The 18,682-nt window shown below is 64.0% G+C and carries 16 protein-coding genes; 1 reads left to right on the top strand and 15 read right to left on the bottom strand.

The genetic code is table 11. The annotated features are described in order from the left end of the window. Positions 1 to 56: 56 nt before the first annotated feature. The 10 genes from ftsH to wecB form a co-directional block, all read right to left on the bottom strand. The gene (gene ftsH, locus VGU00_RS14990; RefSeq protein ID WP_327469897.1) at positions 57 to 2,000 is read right to left on the bottom strand and encodes an ATP-dependent zinc metalloprotease FtsH; all 1,944 of its coding nucleotides are present in this window, start codon (positions 1,998 to 2,000) and stop codon (positions 57 to 59) included. A gap of 84 nt (positions 2,001 to 2,084) precedes the next feature. Then, a complete protein-coding gene (gene tilS, locus VGU00_RS14995; protein ID WP_327469899.1) occupies positions 2,085 to 3,089 on the bottom strand; it encodes a tRNA lysidine(34) synthetase TilS in 1,005 nt (334 codons plus the stop codon). Then, positions 3,043 to 3,990 carry a tetratricopeptide repeat protein gene (locus VGU00_RS15000; RefSeq protein WP_327469901.1) on the bottom strand — a complete coding sequence of 316 codons (948 nt, stop codon included), beginning with the start codon at positions 3,988 to 3,990 and terminating at the stop codon, positions 3,043 to 3,045. The genes tilS and VGU00_RS15000 overlap by 47 nt, the downstream gene beginning before the upstream one ends. A 114-nt stretch (positions 3,991 to 4,104) precedes the next feature. Then, a complete protein-coding gene (locus VGU00_RS15005; protein ID WP_327469903.1) occupies positions 4,105 to 4,971 on the bottom strand; it encodes a helix-turn-helix domain-containing protein in 867 nt (288 codons plus the stop codon). 323 nt (positions 4,972 to 5,294) lie between these two features. Continuing rightward, entirely contained in the window at positions 5,295 to 5,429 is a 135-nt protein-coding gene (locus VGU00_RS15010) for an entericidin EcnA/B family protein (protein ID WP_327469905.1), read from the bottom strand. A gap of 155 nt (positions 5,430 to 5,584) precedes the next feature. Continuing rightward, the gene (gene hslU, locus VGU00_RS15015; RefSeq protein WP_327469907.1) at positions 5,585 to 6,886 is read right to left on the bottom strand and encodes an ATP-dependent protease ATPase subunit HslU; all 1,302 of its coding nucleotides are present in this window, start codon (positions 6,884 to 6,886) and stop codon (positions 5,585 to 5,587) included. A 4-nt stretch (positions 6,887 to 6,890) separates the two neighbouring features. Continuing rightward, complete coding sequence (gene hslV / locus VGU00_RS15020) at positions 6,891 to 7,457, bottom strand: ATP-dependent protease subunit HslV (RefSeq protein ID WP_327469909.1); 567 nt, start codon at positions 7,455 to 7,457, stop codon at positions 6,891 to 6,893. A 47-nt stretch (positions 7,458 to 7,504) separates the two neighbouring features. After that, positions 7,505 to 8,308: a class I mannose-6-phosphate isomerase gene (locus tag VGU00_RS15025; RefSeq protein WP_327469911.1), complete on the bottom strand. Its 804-nt coding sequence runs from the start codon at positions 8,306 to 8,308 to the stop codon at positions 7,505 to 7,507. A gap of 45 nt (positions 8,309 to 8,353) precedes the next feature. After that, positions 8,354 to 9,649, bottom strand: coding sequence for a UDP-N-acetyl-D-mannosamine dehydrogenase (gene wecC / locus VGU00_RS15030; RefSeq protein ID WP_327469913.1), 1,296 nt, complete (start codon positions 9,647 to 9,649; stop codon positions 8,354 to 8,356). Beyond that, positions 9,639 to 10,775 carry a non-hydrolyzing UDP-N-acetylglucosamine 2-epimerase gene (wecB, locus tag VGU00_RS15035; RefSeq protein ID WP_327469915.1) on the bottom strand — a complete coding sequence of 379 codons (1,137 nt, stop codon included), beginning with the start codon at positions 10,773 to 10,775 and terminating at the stop codon, positions 9,639 to 9,641. The genes wecC and wecB overlap by 11 nt, the downstream gene beginning before the upstream one ends. Before the next feature lie 202 nt (positions 10,776 to 10,977). Here wecB and VGU00_RS15040 point away from each other — a divergent pair, with 202 nt between their 5' ends. Continuing rightward, positions 10,978 to 11,751: a metallophosphoesterase family protein gene (locus VGU00_RS15040; RefSeq protein WP_414713549.1), complete on the top strand. Its 774-nt coding sequence runs from the start codon at positions 10,978 to 10,980 to the stop codon at positions 11,749 to 11,751. Positions 11,752 to 11,756: 5 nt separating this feature from the next. On the opposite strand, the gene VGU00_RS15045 is transcribed toward VGU00_RS15040, so the two are convergent. From VGU00_RS15045 to VGU00_RS15065, 5 genes are all read right to left on the bottom strand, one after another. Then, positions 11,757 to 13,154 carry an O-antigen ligase family protein gene (locus VGU00_RS15045; RefSeq protein ID WP_327469919.1) on the bottom strand — a complete coding sequence of 466 codons (1,398 nt, stop codon included), beginning with the start codon at positions 13,152 to 13,154 and terminating at the stop codon, positions 11,757 to 11,759. After that, the gene (locus VGU00_RS15050; RefSeq protein WP_327469921.1) at positions 13,151 to 14,380 is read right to left on the bottom strand and encodes a hypothetical protein; all 1,230 of its coding nucleotides are present in this window, start codon (positions 14,378 to 14,380) and stop codon (positions 13,151 to 13,153) included. The genes VGU00_RS15045 and VGU00_RS15050 overlap by 4 nt, the downstream gene beginning before the upstream one ends. Before the next feature lie 68 nt (positions 14,381 to 14,448). Then, complete coding sequence (locus tag VGU00_RS15055) at positions 14,449 to 16,644, bottom strand: polysaccharide biosynthesis tyrosine autokinase (RefSeq protein ID WP_327469923.1); 2,196 nt, start codon at positions 16,642 to 16,644, stop codon at positions 14,449 to 14,451. A gap of 6 nt (positions 16,645 to 16,650) precedes the next feature. Further along, positions 16,651 to 17,406, bottom strand: coding sequence for a polysaccharide biosynthesis/export family protein (locus VGU00_RS15060; protein WP_327469925.1), 756 nt, complete (start codon positions 17,404 to 17,406; stop codon positions 16,651 to 16,653). A 97-nt stretch (positions 17,407 to 17,503) separates the two neighbouring features. Next, complete coding sequence (locus tag VGU00_RS15065; RefSeq protein WP_327469927.1) at positions 17,504 to 18,658, bottom strand: glycosyltransferase; 1,155 nt, start codon at positions 18,656 to 18,658, stop codon at positions 17,504 to 17,506. Between the last annotated feature and the right edge of the window lie 24 nt (positions 18,659 to 18,682).

Consider the following 18,682-nt stretch of genomic DNA (forward strand, 5'->3'; position numbering starts at 1 on the left):
GACCCAACTTGCCCTCAGCCAATGAATAGCCCCTGAATCAGACGCTTGGGTGCGGACTATGCGCCCTGCGGATTGGCGTCGCCGAACGGACGCGGCTTGCGCTTGATCTGCGGCATGCCGCCGGCATGGCCCGAAACGGGCTTGCCGCGCTTGTCGGCATCATCCTCGCGGCCGATATCCTCGCCCTTGATTGCGCGCTTCGCTTCTTCGCCCGACAGCGTCTCATATTCGAGAAGCGCGCCGGCGAGCAGGTGGAGCTCATCGATGTGGTCGGTGAGCACCTTGCGTGCGACCTTTTCGCCTTCCTCGACAAGGCGGCGAACCTCCGCGTCGATCAGCTTGGCGGTCTCTTCGGACATATTCTGTGCGCGCGACACGCTGTGGCCGAGGAATACCTCGTCCTGATTGTCGCGATAGCGCAGCCAGCCGAGCTTTTCCGACATGCCATATTCCATGACCATGGCGCGTGCCATGTCGGTGGCCTGCTGGATGTCGTTCGATGCGCCGGTGTTGAGCTCGTCCTTGCCATAGATCAGCTGCTCGGCAATGCGGCCGCCGAAGCAGAGCGCGAGACGTGCCTTCATCTGCTTCATATTCTGCGAATAGCGGTCGCGCTCGGGAAGGTTCCACGTCACGCCCAGCGCGCGGCCACGCGGGATGATCGTGACCTTGTGCAGTGGATCGTTATGCTCGACGTGCAGCGAAACGAGCGCGTGGCCGGCCTCGTGATAGGCGGTCGCCTTTTTCTCATCCTCGGTCATGACCATCGAGCGGCGTTCAGCGCCCATCATGACCTTGTCTTTCGCTTCCTCGAACTCGTTCGAGGCGATCAGGCGCTTGCCCTTGCGCGCGGCAAGCAGCGCCGCTTCGTTGCAAAGATTGGCGAGATCGGCGCCCGAGAAACCCGGCGTACCGCGCGCGATGCGGCGGAGGTCGACGTCGGGTGCGAGCGGCTTCTTGCGCGTGTGCACTTCGAGAATCTTCTGGCGACCTTCGATGTCGGGGCGCGGCACGACGACCTGACGGTCGAAGCGGCCCGGACGGAGGAGTGCGGGATCGAGCACGTCGGGACGGTTGGTCGCCGCGACGATGATGATGCCTTCGTTCGCTTCGAAGCCGTCCATTTCGACGAGCAGCTGGTTGAGCGTCTGCTCGCGCTCGTCATTGCCATTGCCGAGGCCGGCGCCGCGATGGCGGCCGACCGCATCGATTTCATCGATGAAGACGATGCACGGGGCATTGCGCTTGGCCTGTTCGAACATGTCGCGGACGCGGCTGGCGCCGACGCCGACGAACATTTCGACGAAGTCCGAACCCGAAATGGTGAAGAAGGGAACGCCGGCTTCACCCGCGATCGCGCGGGCAAGCAACGTCTTGCCGGTGCCGGGCGAGCCGACGAGCAGCGCGCCCTTCGGGATCTGGCCGCCGAGCTTCGAGAATTTGGTCGGGTCCTTCAGGAACTCGACGATTTCCTCGAGCTCTTCGCGTGCCTCGTCGATGCCCGCGACATCGTCGAAGGTGACGCGGCCCTGCTTTTCGGTGAGCATCTTCGCGCGCGATTTGCCGAACCCCATCGCGCCCGAGCCGTTGTTCTTCTGCACCTGGCGGAACACAAAGAAGGCGATGCCGAGGATCAGCAGGAAGGGCAGCGACTGGACGAGCATGTACATCCAGAAATTCGGAACCTCGGTCGGCTTGCCGTCATATTTGACGCCATTGTCGTTGAGCATCTTGAGCAGTTCGGGATCGCGGACGACGTTCGCGCTGAACCGGTCGCCGTTCGACAGCGTGCCAATCACCTTGTCTTCGGACAGAACGACGTCCTTGACGGCGCCTTCCTCGACCTTCTGGCGGAACTCGGAATAGGCAAGGGGATTACCCGTCGGCTGCGACGCGCCGCCGAACATCGAGGCGACGAGGAGCATGGCAAGCAGGATGCCGCTCCAGATCATCACGCTCTTCATCCAGGGGTTGCCCTGCGGTTCCTTGTCGTCCTGCATTCGGAATCTTTCCTATCGTCGCGCACATATGCGAAGCTGATCCCCGACAAGATAGGATAATCCGGTTAAATGACAATGAGGCAATCAGGCCTTTTTTGGCACTTTCCTGCGCGGTGCCGCAGAAATGCGCCAGATCGTCCCCTCGAGCCCGCGCACCGCGTCGATCAGCAGCGCGCCGACCATCGCGCGGCGGCCTTGCTGCATCGCGGCGATCACGCCGTCGAGCGAGGCCCCGCGCAGGACGAGCTGCGGCGCGTTGGCGCGCAGGCGCTGCGCGACGATGCGGCGGAATAGCTCGGGCGGATAGCCGTCGTCGCGGATCACCGCGACGTCCGACGCATCGGGCCAGGAGGCGATCAGCCGCTCGACCGCCCAGTCGAGCGCTTCATCGGCTTCGGCCAGCCAGACGGCCGATTTGGCGGCCGCGACGGGGTCGATCGCGGTCTGCGATTGCAGCGCGTGCCGCAGCCGGGCACGGTCGAAACGATTGTCGCTGTTCGAGGGATCCTCGACGAAAGGCAGGTCGTTCTCGAGAGCGAGATGGACGAGGTCGCTGCGCCGCCAATCGAGCAACGGGCGCAGGATCATGCCGTTTTTCGCCCGAATGGCGGCAAGGCCGCCGACGCCGCTGCTGCGGTTCAGCCGCATCACGATCGTTTCGAGCTGATCGTCGGCGTGATGTGCCGTGACGACATGATTCAACGCATTGGCTTCGCGCCATTGTTCGAGGAGGCGATAACGCTCGGTTCGCGCAGCAGCTTGCTGCGACCCCTTGATCGGCGCCGGTGGCCGCAGCGTCGAGTGTGGGATATGCTCGCGCTCGCAAAAGCCCGCGACCATGCGCGCTTCCTCGTCCGACCCCTTGCGCAGCCCGTGATCGACCGTCGCGGCCCAGACCTGTCCGGGCAGCAGGGTCGCCATCAGCCAGAGCAACGCCATGCTGTCGGGTCCGCCCGACACCGCGACGCCATAGTGGAGACGGTGCCATTCGGGACCGAGGCGCGCGAGGAGGTCGCCGGCGAGCCTGCCAGCGCTGTCGCGATCAGCAGCCTGCTTTTGCTTTTGCGGCGGTTGCATCGGTCCGGACATCCTGCGGCGCCTTGTCGCCGTAAACTTCCTCAAGCTCGCGGAACGCCTTGCACGCGTCCGCCTTGCGGCCGAGCTTGTCGAGCGCGACGCCCATATACATCAGGCTGTGCGGCGCGCGCGCTCCGCTCGGCCGATCCTTGTAATTATTATAGAAAGCGACCGCAGCGAGGCTGGGCTTGCCTTCGTCGAGATAGGCGCGGCCGAGCAAATTTTGCGCATAGCTCGCCTGGCTGCTTTTCGGCCATTTCGCGACGACGGTTTTCAGCTGCGCCTGCGCTTCGGGATAGAGCTTGGCCTCCCACAGGCGAAAGCCGTAATCATAGGCGTCCTTGGTTTCATTGCCGCTTGCCGGCACCTCGACCTTCTTGACCAGTGCCAGCCGTGCGGCGTCGGAGGTCGCCGGTTTGGCAGCAGGGGTCGTCGCTGGCTTCTTGGCGGGCGCCGCAGCTGTCGTCGTCGGCGTTGTAGCGGGCGGCCTGACCGTCGGCGCGAGGCTGGCCGGCGTCGCGGTGGGCTCTGCGGCGGCGGGGTCAGCAAACCGCTTTTCCATCTCGGCCTTATAGGCTGTGAACTGCTTTTCGAGCTCGCGGAGCTGGAAGGCATTTTGTTCGGTCTGGCCGGTAAGAGTCTGAAGCTGGTTCTCAAGCGCGTCGACGCGCGCCGTCAGGTCGATCACGGGCGCATTGCTGCGCGCGCGTTCACCGGGCGTGTTGTCGGGCGCGATCTCGCCTTCGAAAAAGGTCGGGCTGCCGCCGGGAAAAACCGAACGCTGGACGGCACGCATTTCCTTTTCGAGCCGTTCGACGCGCTTGTCGATAGCGCCGTCCTGCGCCGCTGCCGGCATCGCTGCGGCGAGGGCGATCGTGGCGGCTCCGAAGAAAGTGATTTGACGCATGCTCATCTACCGATAGGTCCCCACCAGTTAACTATTTTTCTGCTCATAACGCGGCAAAGCGGGACAGCGCAAACCCATTTCGGCGCGCCGCCGTTTCCGTTCGCCCGAATGGCTGCCGATTTAGCGCTTGGGCTGCGGCATCGCCGGGGTTGTCGCCGCGCCCGTCGCACCGCTGCTTTCGGCGCGCGCGATCAGGTCGGCGGGCTTTAGCGAGACGTTCTTGACCAGCGTATCGGCAGCGCCGATCGGTCCGACGTCACGGCCGCCGACGGTGACCCTGAGCGCCTGCGGAATACTCGTGCGCAGGGTGAACTGTTCGACATAGGCCGGCGGCACCTGATAGGCTTCGCCCGCATCGAGCGTCCGCCAGTTTTCGGTCTTGCCCTGCGCATCGTCGAAACCGATCCAGACTTCGGACAAGCCCGTCAGCACGACCGGTGCATTGGCGGCGACGGCAGCGCCGGGCGTCCCCGCCTTAGTCGCAGGCGCGGTTGTGGCATCGCCTTCGGGGGCTTCGGATTCGTCGGCGGCGCGGTTCTGCGCTGCTATCAGTGCCTCGTCGGGCTCGACCGAAAGGAAGCGCCACACGCCATAGGCCGACGCCAGCAGCAAGGTGACGATCACCAGTGTCCAGGTCAGCCGCGCGGTCGGCAGCCGCGCCGGATCGGTCGGTTCATAGGCTTCGTAAAGCGGACGCGAGCCATATGCGTCTTCTTCGAGTTCGCGGCGGACCGCAGCCCCGATCTCGGCCTCGGGCAGGTCGATCGCGCGCGCATAGGCCCGCGCGAAACCGGTGACATAGGTGCGCCCCGGCAGTTCGGAAAAATCGGACTTTTCGATTGCGGCGAGATGGCGTTGGGTGATCCGCGTCCGCGTCGCAACATCGGCAAGCGACAATCCCGCGGCCTCGCGCGCCAGCCGAAGCCGATCGCCGGTGCGCGTGATCGCCAACTCGCCCTGTTCCGGGGCGGCTTCCTCTTCTGCCATTACTGTCTCCGTGCCGGTCGGTTGCAACCCAGATTGACCGTGTCGGAGCGTTCATCGCATTGGGAACGCGCGAAAGTCAAATGAAGTTCGGTAAACGGCTCGCTGATGTGGAGGGGATTCCGGAATGCGCGCGGGCGGGCGGATGATTTTCGCGGCGGTGTGCGCGAAAGTCCGGTTTGGGGAAGGACGCGGCCCGTATATGCTCACCCCGGCGAAAGCTGGGGCGCAGTTGCGCTGTCGGAAGATGGGCCCCGGCTTTCGCCGGGGTCACATCTCCCTCGACCGCTTCGGGTCGCTCCAGGTTATCCGCCCGACTTGGCGGCTTAGCAGTTACCTTTGACGCCATCAGCGCAGTCGGCGGCCGATTCAACGTCTTTCCCGGCTCCTTCGACCGTGTTGCAAGCGGACAGGATCAATATCGAGCCGCTAATCGCGAAAATTTTCAGAAGCTTTTTCATTCTCTCTCTCCGATGGGGAGGGCCAATCACCCTCCGTTTGCATCCCGATATTTCGGCAACGGCTGCTTGCAGCGCTTGTTCCCGCCTCATCGGTGTCGGCTAGCCAAAGCGTTCAAAATGATCGCCAAGCCGGGAGAATGAACTGAATCCCGACCCTAAAGCACGTATTTGCTGAGGTCGGTGTCGCCGACAACGTCGGCAAGCTGGCTGTCGACATAGGCGGCGTCGATATCGAGCGTCGTGCCGGGGGCATCCTCGGCGGTGAAGCTGATTTCCTCGACCAGCCGCTCCATGATCGTCTGGAGGCGTCGCGCGCCGATATTCTCCACCTTCTCGTTCACCTGCGCCGCTAGTTTCGCGACGCGCGCGATCGCGTCGGGGGTGAAGTTCAGCGTTACGCCCTCGGTGCCGAGCAACGCCACATATTGTTCGGGCAGGCCGGCCTTGGTCTCGCTGAGGATACGGACGAAATCCTCCTCGGTCAGCGCGCCGAGCTCGACACGGATCGGCAGGCGGCCCTGCAGTTCGGGGAGGAGATCGCTGGGCTTCGCGACATGGAACGCGCCCGAGGCGATGAATAGGATATGGTCGGTCTTCATCGGACCATATTTGGTCGCGACGGTCGTACCCTCGATCAGCGGCAACAGGTCGCGCTGTACGCCCTCGCGGCTCACCGAGCCGCCGCGCACATCGCTGACCGCGATCTTGTCGATCTCGTCGAGGAAGACGATGCCATTGGCTTCGGCATCGGCGAGCGCGACGCGCGCGACATCGTCCTGGTCGAGGCGTTTGTCCTGCTCTTCCTCGATCAACCGCGTTGCGGCCTCGATGACTTTCAGCTTGCGGCGCTTCTTGGGCAGTCCGCCCATCGCCTTGCCGAGCATGTCGGACAGGTTGATCATACTCGTCTGGCCGGGCTGGCCGGGGAGGTCGAAGGGCATCGACGGCGCGTCGGCGATTTCGATCTCGACCTCATTGTCGTCGAGATGGCCTTCGCGGATGCGCTGGCGAAAGCTCTGGCGCGTCGCCTCGCTCGCGCCCTTGCCCGTGAGCGCGTCGAGCAGCCGTTCCATCGCGGCTTCCTCGGCGGCGGCGCGCACGGCTTCGCGGCGGCGGTCCTTTTCAAGCCGCACGGCTTCCTCGACGAGGTCGCGCGCAATCTGTTCGACGTCGCGGCCGACATAACCGACCTCGGTGAACTTGGTCGCCTCGACCTTGATGAAGGGCGCGTCGGCGAGCTTGGCAAGGCGGCGCGAAATCTCGGTCTTGCCGCACCCCGTGGGGCCGATCATCAGGATATTCTTGGGGCTCACCTCATCGCGCAGATCAGGTGCAAGCTGCTGGCGGCGCCAGCGGTTGCGGAGCGCCACGGCCACGGCGCGCTTGGCGGCGCTCTGGCCGATGATATGCGTGTCGAGCGCAGCGACGATCGCCTTGGGAGTCAGATCCTTGTTCATGTGATTATGCCCGGATTTCGATGGTTTCTTGGGTGAACTGGTCGTTCGTGTAAACGCAGATGTCGGCGGCGACTTCCATCGCCTTCCGCACCAGCACCTCGGGGTCTTTTTCATAGTCGGCGAGCGCACGGGCCGCCGAGAGCGCGAAATTGCCGCCCGACCCGATCGCGGCGATCCCGCCCTTGGGTTCGAGTACGTCGCCGTTGCCGGTGATGACGAGCGTCACCTCCTTGTCGGCGACGATCATCATCGCTTCGAGGTTGCGGAGATATTTGTCGGTGCGCCAGTCCTTCGCGAGTTCGACCGCGGCGCGCAGCAGTTGGCCGTTGTGGCGTTCGAGCTTGGCTTCAAGCCGTTCGAAGAGGGTGAAAGCGTCGGCGGTTGCGCCCGCGAAGCCGCCGATGACGCTGCCGTCGTGGAGGCGGCGGACCTTCTTCGCATTTGGTTTCATCACCGTCTGGCCCATCGAGACCTGACCGTCGCCGATGACGACGACCTTGTCTGCACTGCGGGCGGAAAGGATGGTGGTTCCGTGCCAGGGTGCGGCACTTTGCGCATGGGGATTGGTCATGCGCCGGGATATGGGCGATGGGTCGGCCCGCCGCAAGGGGAGGCGGTTCAGGTCCAGGTCAGGAGAGCGCGGCCGCCTTCCTCTATCCTGATATCCCGCGGATCGGTCAGCAGCACGGCTTCGCCGAGCGCGACATCCTCGCCTGCGACGCGGCAGCCAGCCGAGAGCGGGACGAAGATCAGCTCACCTGTAGCCTGCTCGGCGATCGCCGGGTCGACGGGGCCCGCGAGCTGGGTGAGGTGAAAATGGGGCCCGTCGACGAGCATGAGATTTGCTTGCGGATCGACGACCGTATCGCGCGGATCGTGGACCGGCGCCGGGTTCGATACCTTTAGCCCCTCGCTCAGATGAAGTTCGCGCGGGCGGCCATAATCATAGAGACGATAGGTGCAGTCGACATTCTGCTGGACCTCGACGACCGTGAGGCCTGGGCCGATCGCGTGGATAGTGCCCGCGCGGTTGTAGACGAAGTCGTCGGTCTTCGACGGGCGCCAGTCGATCATGTCGACGATCGATCCGTCGAGGGCGGCGGCGTGGAGTTCCTGACGGCTGCTATGGCGATTGAGCCCGACACCGAGTTCGGCGCCGGGCTGCGCGTCGAGGATCAGCCAGCATTCCTCCTTGCCGCGCGGATAGCCCGCGGCCTGCGCCGCAGCATCGTCGGGGTGGACCTGGATTGACAGCCGTTCGGACGTGAAGAGAAATTTGACCATGATCGGCGCGTCGTCGCCAGCGGGGTTGGCAAACCATATCTCGCCGATACGGCGGCCACCGAAATCGCCGAAAACATCCGGGATATCGGTGCGGCCCCACGGCTTTTCGACGACGATGGTTTCGAGACGGGTCAGCATCGATCCCAAATGCGGGCGGACCGCTGGAGCGTCAAGCGAAGAGCGTCACGCGGCCCGGTGCAAACGATTACCGCCGTTGCCATTTGGCTGGTCGAGCCACAGTCCGCGCGTATCATACACGATCTTGTCGCCGCGTTCTTCGAGCGGGATCGATTTGAAGAGATCGTGATCGACGAGCACGATCAGCAGGTCGCAGCCGGCAAGCGCGCTGTCGAGATCGATCAGTTCGGCGCCGGTGCCGGCGAATTCCATCGGCAGGCCGCGCGCATAGGGCTCGACGATCTGGATCTGCTTGCCGAAGCGGCGGGCAAGTGCGGCGGCGACTTCGACCGCGGGGCTTTCGCGGAAATCGTCGATGTTCGGCTTGAAGGCCAGGCCCAGGCAAGCGACGCGCGCCTGCGGGTGCTGCGAGACGAGCATTTCGGCGGCGCCGATGACATGCGATGTCTTCGCAAGGTTGACCTCGCGTGCGGTGCGGATCAGGCGGCTGTGATCGGGCGCGCCATGGACGAGGAACCACGGGTCGACCGCGATGCAATGGCCGCCGACGCCGGGCCCGGGCTGCAGGATGTTGACGCGCGGGTGACGGTTGGCGAGGCGGATCACCTCCCACACATCGACGCCCATATGCTCGGCCATCATCGACAGTTCGTTGGCGAAGGCGATGTTGACGTCGCGGTAGCTGTTCTCGACGAGCTTCACCATTTCGGCGGCGCGCGCCGAGGTGGTGACGCAGGCGCCGCGGACGAACTGGCGATAGAAAGTCATCGCGCGGCGGGCGCAGCGCGGGGTGATGCCGCCTATGCAGCGGTCGTTATCGACCAGCTCGACAAGGATGCGGCCCGGCAGCACGCGTTCGGGGCAATAGGCGATAAAGATATCCGCGGCGCCGGTGCAGGCGCCCGGGACTTTGAGGTCGGGGCGCAGCTCGGCGATCAGCTCGGCGACCTTCTCGGTCGTACCGACGGGCGAGGTCGATTCGAGAATGACGAGATTGCCGGCCTGAAGCTGCGGGGCGATCGCGCGCGCGGCCGACAGGACGTGGCTGATGTCGGGGCGATGCTCTTCGTCATGCGGCGTCGGCACTGCGATGACGAAGGTATCGGCGGGAACGACGGCGATCGACGCGGTGAGCGCGCCGCGCGCGACGACGCCCTGGACGAGCCCGTCGAGGTCGACCTCCTCGATATGCACCTTGCCGTTGTTGACCGTATCGACGACATGCTGGCTGACGTCGATGCCGGTGACCTTGCAGCCGGATCGCGCAATCAGCGCGGCGGTCGGCAGGCCGATATAGCCGAGCCCGAGGACCGTGACCTTCTGTTCCGTATCAATGGGCACGCGCAACTATCTCCGCAATCTGTCTTGCCGCCGTGCCGTCGCCGAAGGGGTTATGGGCACGGGCCATGGCCGAATAAGCGTCCTTGTCGTCCAAAAGCTTGAAAATTTCGGAAACAATACGCGCTTTGTCGGTTCCGACAAGGCGCGCGGTGCCCCCCGCGATGCCTTCGGGGCGCTCGGTCGTCTCGCGCATGACGAGCACCGGCTTGCCCAGCGAGGGTGCCTCTTCCTGCACGCCGCCGCTATCGGTCAGCACCAGTTCGGATGTGGCGAGCAGGCGGACGAAATGCGGATAGTCGAGCGGGTCGATCAGCGCGACATTGCCGAGAGAGCCGAGGATCGGCTCCATCGCGGCGCGGACATGCGGATTGGGGTGGACGGGAAACACGACCGCGACGTCGTCGCGCGCCGCGATGGCAGCGATGGCGTCGGCGATCGCTTTCATACCGTCGCCGAAATTCTCGCGGCGATGCGACGTCACTGCGATGATCCGCTTGCCGGCAAAGCGCTCGACCAGCGGGTCCAGCCCCGATGCGAGCGCGGGTTCCTCGGCAATGCGCGCGGTCGTTGCGAGCAGGGCGTCGATCACCGTGTTGCCCGTGATATGGATATGGTCCGCCGGGACATTTTCGGCGCGCAGCGCCGCCGCCGCCGTCTCGGTGGGCGCGAAATGCAGGTCAGCGACCGCACCGGTGACCTTGCGGTTCACCTCTTCGGGCCAGGGGTGATAGATATTGCCGCTGCGCAGCCCCGCCTCGACGTGACCCACGGGTATCTTGCGGAAATAGGCGGCGAGCGTCGCCGCCATCGTCGTCAACGTATCGCCGTGCACGAGCACGCGATCGGGCTTTTCGGCATCGAAGGTCGCGCCAAGTCCCGTCACGAGGCGCGCGAGCAGACCATCGAGCGACTGGTTCGCCTGCATCACGTCGAGATCGATATCGGGTTCCAGCCGGGCGATATCGAGCACCTGGTCGAGCATCTCGCGATGTTGGGCAGTGACATAGAGCCGCGCGTCGATCCCGGGCGTTTCGCGTAGCGCATGGACGACCGGAAACATCTTGATCGCTTCGGGCCGGGTCCCGAACACGATCGCAACACGGCGTCCGGGCGAAGATGAGGTCATGGAGAATCCTGTTGTTTTCGAGCAAGTCCAATAGCGTAACCTGAATCGGTTGCAGAGTATTTAAGCGATTGTCGCCCGGGCGACCTCGCATCTTCGACGCGATTCCGGGCTTGACCGGCTTCGTTGGGCATGCAACCGCGCGCGCCGTCCGGGTTTATAAGACTGACGAGCGAGGCTCGACCCGACGCGAAGACGCGAGGACATGGATTTGTTGGGTTTGTTCAAACGCAAGGAAGTGGCGCCGCCGCTGCGCCAACCGCGAATTCCGGTTGGCGAACGCGTTTATGCCATCGGCGACATCCATGGCCGCGACGATCTGTTCGAGGAGCTGATCGGACGCATCCTTGCGGACAATGCCGGACGCGGGCCCGCGCGGACAACGCTGATCCTGCTGGGCGACCTCGTCGACCGGGGACCTTCGTCGCGCGAGGTCGTCGAACGCGCCCGCCTGCTCGGTGCGCCGTTCGACCGCGTCCGGCTGCTTGTCGGCAACCATGAGGAATGTTTCCTGGCTGCGCTGTCGGGCGATGTGCAGCGCATGCGCTATTTCGTCCGGATCGGCGGCGATGCCACGCTTCGCAGCTATTTGTGCAACGATACGCTGTACGACGGCGCCAGCTTTGGCGAACTGGCCGAGATCGCGCCGACCTGTGTCCCGCAGGCGCATATCGACTATTTGGCTTCCGGCGAGGACTATATCGAAATCGGCGATTATGTCTTTGTCCATGCCGGGTTGAGGGCAGGGGTGCCGCTCCACCGCCAGTCGGCCAGCGACCTGCGATGGATTCGCGACGATTTCCTGCGCGAAAAGGGCGATTTCGGTGCGATGGTCATTTATGGCCACACGATCAGCGAAGAAGTCGACGAACAGCCCAACCGCATCGGGATCGACACCGGCGCCTATGCGACGGGGCGACTGACCGCGATCGGTCTCGAAGACGACGCACGCTGGTTTCTCGCGACCGGCGAACGCTGACCCGATCAGGCGGCCGCCGTCGCCCGCAGTTCGAGTTTGCTGGCGAGAAGGTCGCCGCACGCCATCGCCAGTATCGCCGCGAACGCGGCGGTTCGCAGCGGATAGTCGACGAGCGAATGCGCGAGCAAGAGGACGACGATCAGCGTCATCGCGAAGCAGTGGACGCGCGCCGCGCTTCCCGCCTCGGTCGCGCGATAGATGGCGACGACCGTTTGCACCAGCCAGAGCCCGAACAGCAGCATCAGCACGGCGGCCAGAACGCCGCCCTCCATGAGCAGCTGCAACAGGTCGCTGTGCGCATGATTCCAGTAGGCAAAGCTGATCTGCGAAAATTGTTCGTAGGGCAGGATGGCCCATTGGAATGAGCCGATCCCTGTCCCGGTGAGCCAATTGTCGGCAATCGCCTTGCCGGTAAGCGCATAGACTTCGCTGCGGTTGAAATTTTCGACCGATGCGCGCGTAAAACGGTCCTGAATGCCGCTGAGCGCGATGGCCCATATCAGGAAAGCCGCGATCGCTACCAGGGAAATGATCACGACCGCCCGGACCAGCTTTGGCGACGCCGAACGCCGGCCTGTCAGGTTTTCCGCGGACATCGCACCGCGCAGCAAGCGCAGGGCGTGCGTCTGCCAGAGCAGGAGGAGGAATGCGCCGGCGGCAAGCGCCGCCCCGGCGCGGCTTTGCGTCGCCATTGCGACGATCAGGAAGGTCAAGGAAAGGGCCAGCATCAGCAAGACCCGGAGCCATGCCGGGTGCGGCCTGTTCGCTTCCAGAATGACGAGCGGAATGAGGCTCGCGATCGCGACGGCCATCAAGGTTCCATTGTGGTTCCGGTTGGCGAAGATGCCGACCGCGGAGCCTTCGTTGGTGATACGGTAGAGATAGGCGCTGCCGCCTTCGCCCTGTATCAGCTGGACCACCGAGAAAGCGGCCGAAAGAAGCGCGATCGCGACGATATATTTGAACAATATATAGCGGTCGAGACCGAAGAGCGCGTTGCCGAGCGCGAAACCCGCCACGACCGTTACGAGGAACAGGACGGCATCGATCGTTCGCGCCGGCGCAAGGCTGATCTGGCTGTACGCCGCGTCGACGTCAGCCGCGACCAGCACCTGATGGAGCGATTGCCGACCGGGAATATTGTCCCAGAGCCCCATGCCGAGCGGCACGAGCTGGATGAGCGGCAATGCGACGATCCCGACCAGCAGCAAGAGCGAAAAGCGATCGACCCGCAGGTGGAGATGATGCCAGAGGATCAGGAACAGCGCGAGGCAGGCCGCGAGGCGGCCGGGCATGTCGTTCGACATGAAAAATTGCGCCGAGCCGCCGAGCAGGAGCATCGCAGCGAAGCAAAGCGCCAGGAAATGGGCTCGGATATCGATGGTTTTCGATCCGGACGTCATGAGCTTTTCTTCGCACTCACGCTTTGGAGGAAGAGATTATAGGGATAGTTTTCGGCGCTGCGTTTGGCCGTGATCTCGAACTCCTGCGCGTCGCACCCGCTTGCGGGAACGGCGAAGGCGAAGGCGATCGGCGCATTGTCCTTGCCGATGTTGAAATCCTTCTGCGCGATCCTGGTCCGGCTCGGGAGGCAGGTGACGCCGAGCTGCACGGCTTGCGGCGCACCCGAGTTGGTTTCGGTCCGCGCGACGAGGTTGACGGTCCAGCCCCCGGCGGGGAGCAGCATCTGCTGTCCGGTGACAGGCGTGTCGTCGGTGCCGTCGATCGTCGCGGCGAGCACATGGCGACCGCCTTCCGCCGCCTCGAGCCGGATGAAGGCTCCGCCGTCCTGCCGTATTGACCAGGTGAAGGGCGGGACGCCGGTCAGGCGGGCGAAATCGCCATCGCGAATGCCGCTATTCGCTGCCGACGGTGCAAAAATGGCCTGCCAGCGACGATATTGGTCACGTGCGGGAAGGGTGTAGCGATTGACCCAGAAAAAATTCTCGGTCTCGCTCGCCGTCAACTTGTCCGAACGAGCCAGCAGGCCGTCGAAGATATTGGCCGCGACGGGCGCAAAAGCAGCCTCGCCGCCCAGATGATGGAGGAAGCGCGAGCGCCAGTGGGGTCGCGCCTCGAGCAAGCCGACAAGTTCCGTATTGAATTGCGGATCGGTTGCGAGCCGCACCAAAAAGGGAAACACGCGCTGTTCGGGGCGCCGCGTGCCGCGCAGGAACACGTCGATCGTTTGGCCGACGCCGCGCCGGTCGCCGAACTGGGCCTGCTGGATCAGCTTGCCGATCAGGGCAAGTTGATCGCGCCAGCCGATATCGGGCTGCACCGCAATGAGCTTTGCCAATTGTTTCTGGTTCCCGCCGAGCGCCTCGGCATAGGTCAGCGCGCCGAAACCGCCGGGAACCAGCGGTGACCGTCCCAGCGCGTCGCGGGCATGACCCCTTGCATCCGCCAGCAGGCGCTTCGCGTTGGCAGGCTGCGTTTCGACCTGCGCGAGCGCGATTTCGGCAAGACGAACCTGCCGGATTTCCTCGCCCCCGAGTATCGCGGGCGCGGCGGCAGGGTTGGATCGCAACAGCCAGTGCCCGACGCCGTTCCAGACGGTGAGCGCCGCAACGATCGCAAGTGCAAGATATGCGGCGATTCTTGCGGAAGACAGGCGTCTCGTCATCATATCGCTTGCCTAGCCGATCGGTTCATCTGTCGCAACGGTCGCGCCCGGATCGTTCCGGGCGCGCCTGATCAATCATTCTCCGACGATTTATAGGTATAATAGCTATAGCTGCCGTAGCCATATTCGTCGAAGCGCGAGGTGCGCGGTGCAAATTTCGACAGCGCGATGCCGACGATATGCGCACCGGTCGAACGGATGCGTTCCATCGCGCGCGACGCTTCGCCGAAGCGGGTGCTGCCCGCGGCGACGACGAAGACGGTGCCCTCGGTCGAGCGCGCAAGCAGAGGAGCGTCTGCGAGACCGAGTACCGGCGGACAGTCGACGATCACGCGGTCGAACTGCTGGCCCAGCTCGTTCATCAGTTCGACAAGCTTGCCGCCCGACACGAGCTCGGCCGGGTTCGGCGGCATCGGGCCCGAGGTGAGGACCTGCAGCCCGGGGACCCGGTCGAGGTTGGTCAGCAGGCGGTCGATGTCCTTGTCGCCCGTCAGCAGGTTCGCGAAGCCCGCCTTGTTCGGAAGCTCGAGCTTCTTGTGCAGGCTCGGCTTGCGAAGGTCGGCGTCGATCAGGAGGACGCGTTCGTTCTGCCGGGCAAACAGCGTCGCGAGCGCGATCGAGGTCGTCGACTTGCCTTCCGACGGCTTGGAGCTCGTCACCGATATGGTGCGCGGCGCGCCCTCGGTGGTCGAGAAGCGCAAGTTCGCGACCATCGAGACATAGGCTTCGGTGAGCGCCGCCTTTGGATCGGTGAGCAGCCCGACCGTATCGTCGATCTTTGCAGGCGGCAGGATGCCGATGAGCGGATCGGTGAAGCGGGTCTTGACGCTTTCGGGCGACGCGATGCTCGTGTCGAGCAGTTCGGCGGCGATCGCGGCGACACACATCAGCGCAAGGCCGAGCAGGATGCCGATCACGAGGATCTGCTGCTTGTTCGGCGCGAAGGGCTTGAGCGGCGGATCGGCGCGCTGGATGATGGCGACGTTCGACGCGCCGATATCGTTTTCGACGCTGAGCTGCTTCAACCGCTGGAGCAGGCTGTCGTACTGGATGCGCGAGGTGTCCACTTCGCGCTGCAGGATATTGTAGCCGACGCTGGAGCGGGTCACGCCGATCAGCTGCGACTTCAGCTCGTCGACCCGCGCCTCGAGCGAACGCTCGCGGGCGGCCGCGCCCTCGGCTTCGGTTTGCACGCCGCGGAGGATCTGCGACGACAGGCCGTTCAGCTGGTTGTCGATCTGTTGCAGTTCGGCGCGCTTCGACGCCAGCGGCGGATAATCATCGTCGAACAGGACCGACATGCGCGCGATTTCGCTCGAAACCAGGGCGCGCTGCTGTTGCAGGCCGTTCACGGCGTTGTTCGAGAAAATTTCCGGCGAGGATTTGCCGCCCGCAGCGCGGAGCGCCTGGAGCCGGCCCGCCGCCGCCGCATGGTCCGCGCGCGCCTTCGCGAGTTCGTCGCTGAGCGCTTGCAGTTCCGATCCCGCGAGCGACTGGCCCGCGGTCTGCGTCGCGCCTTCGCCCTTGTCCGTCGAGCGGCTGGAGGGCAGCGAAACGATCTGGGCATTGGCGGCATATTCGATCAGGCGCCGCTCCTGCTCCTCGAGGCGGAGGCGCAGGTCGTCGATCCGCTTGGTCAGGAACGAGCGGGCATATTCGCTGCGCTGGACGCGGCGGTCGAAGTTCGCCTGGATATAGCTGTCGGTGACGGCGTTCGAAATCGAGGCCGCGAGCTTCGCGTTCGGGTCGAGATAGCGGATTTCCACCAGTCGCGACTGCCGCCCGGGAACGATCTGCAGGTTTTTCTGCAACTTCTCGGTCAGCGCGATTTCCTGCGCCGCGAGTTCGCTCGCAGAGGTGACCTTCGTCCCGGCGTCGGGGAAGAAGTCCTTATTGTCCTTCAGGCGGAGCTTGCGGACCACAGCGCGTGCGGTCGCCTGGCTGCGCAGCAGGCCATATTGCGTTTCGTAGAATTCATTGTCGATCGCAACGACCGGCCGCTGGTCCGAACTGGTCGCGGTTGGCTGGTCGGAGCTGTCGCGAAACACTTCGATCAGCGCGACCGCGCGATAGGTCGGCGTCGCGAGCAGCATATAGGCGATGGCGGCGAGAATGCAGAACGCAAAGACCGACAGCACGAGATAGAGCCGCTTGAAAAGCAGATGGAGCAGGTTGCGCAGCGCGTTGCCGGCAACCCCGCCGAATTCCAGCGCCTGGGTGGGCTGAGCCGCGGCGCCGGCTGCGGCGCCTTTTGTCGAGGATGTCATGTCTGATTATCCAAAAGGACGGAAAACTGCGACAAAGGGCGCAATCTGGATGATGTCACGGAAGATGCGGCGAACCTGCGACGTGCCGACCACGACGACGTCATTGGGATAAATGAGCGGATCGGCATAGGCCCCGCGCCGGATATCCTGAATATCGAAGATCGCCGCCATTTGCTTACCGTCGACCTTGCGGAAGACCGCCACCTTGTTCGGCGCAGCGAATTCGGTCATGCCCTGCCCGAGCGCCAGCGCGCGCGTCAGGGTAAGGTTGGTCGGTATGGGGATCAGCCCCGGATTCTTGACCTCGCCCTCGATCGTGATGAAGCGGCTCTTGATCTCCTTGACCGTCACGAACACCTTCGGCTTGCGCAGATAGGTCTGCTCGAAAGCGGTGGTGAGTTCGCCCGACAGTTGTTGCGGCGACCGGCCGAGTGCGGGCATCGATCCGACCAGCGGCAACTGGACATGCCCGCTGAAGTCGACCTGCGCTTCGGGCGCGTCGAATTCGGGATAGCCGATGACCCGGACCGTCAGGATATCGAGCGCGCCGATAAGGTAGGATTCGCCCACGCCTTCGCCGACGACCTCCGCCTGGTTGGACGGCGCGAGCGCTTCGGGTGCGACGGTCACCGCCGGATCGACCTTCAGCTTCTGCCCGGCGCATCCCGTCAGGCTCAGCGCGAGGCCGAGCGCGGTCAGATACGGGTAAAAAGAGCGTGCCTGCTGCTTGCTATCTGCATCAGCGGTGGTTGATGGGGTCAACCAACTTCCCCTTCTTTTCTATTCAAAAATAAACAGATGTCGGAAATATCCGGGCTGCGTCGATAGTCTTCATTTGATGGCACCCTGGAGCGCTCCGTTAGCCGTTAGCCGCATTTCGGGTCAACAGCAATGTCACCCCGCGCAGCATTTGTTCCTTGGTAAAAAGCCGTTCAAAACGCTGGCGAGCACAACGCGCCATGTCTGCAGCGAGTTCCTTGTTGGACAAGATTTTCTCGATCGCCACGGCCATTTTGTCGGGGCTTTCTATCGGCACCACCTCCGCCGCCCCGTCGTCGCCCGCGACCCACGGAACGCCCGATCCCTCTATATCGCAAGCGACGACCGGCTTGCCGTAGCTCATGGCCTCGAGCAGGACCATTCCGAACGCCTCGGAGCGTTGGAGCGACGACATCACGAAACAGTCGCAGCGGCGATATAATGCGGCGAGTTCGCGATGCGCCAGCGAGCCGACGAGCAAGATCCGGTCGGCCGCACCGGCGCGATCGATGGCGCTTTGCAGGTCCGCACGAAGCGGTCCTTCGCCGACGATGACGAGGGACCTAGTCGGCGGCAGTTTGGCGAATGCCTCGATCAGCACATGAAAGCCCTTGTAGGGAACGAGCCGCCCGACCGACAGGGCGAGCGGACGATCCCCTATGAAATCTGCCAATTGCCCGGAAATCGCCGGTCCGGTTTCGTCATCTTCCGGCGCCGGATCGTCGATTCCCAGCGGAACGATCTTCGTTTTCTGTCCATGACGCGACAGGATAGGGGAATATTCGGCATAAGGGGGCGAGGTCGCGATGATATCGTCCGAAATCGCGACGAGAAGAAGCTCGATCGGACGCGCGATCCATCCCAGCGCCCCTTTGCCGACGATATCGCTGTGCCAGAACAATATGCGCTGCGGACGCCGCGCACCGAACAATCCGGTGAGCCAGAGAAAAAGCATGGGAAAAAGGATCAGCAAATTGGGGGCGTGCGCGATGATCGCGTCGGCATCGCGTGCCTGCCGCACGGCATTGGCGATCCATCCTGCCGACACGGGCTGCGTGTCGAGCTTCACGCTCAGCGGGTGGCGATGAATATGGACGCCCTCGTCGACCCGAGAGCCCGCCGACGCCCCCTTGGTGAAGGCGACGACGACCGATTCCATCCCGTCGGCCGCCCAGCCGGCGGCGAGGTCGTAGGTAACCCGCTCCATTCCGCCCCATTCGGGGGGATAATATTTGGCCCACTGGACGATTTTCACATGAACTCCTTCGCGGGGATTGCC

Origin of the sequence: Sphingopyxis sp., from assembly GCF_035944815.1 — a bacterium.
Taxonomy (GTDB): Bacteria; Pseudomonadota; Alphaproteobacteria; order Sphingomonadales; family Sphingomonadaceae; genus Sphingopyxis.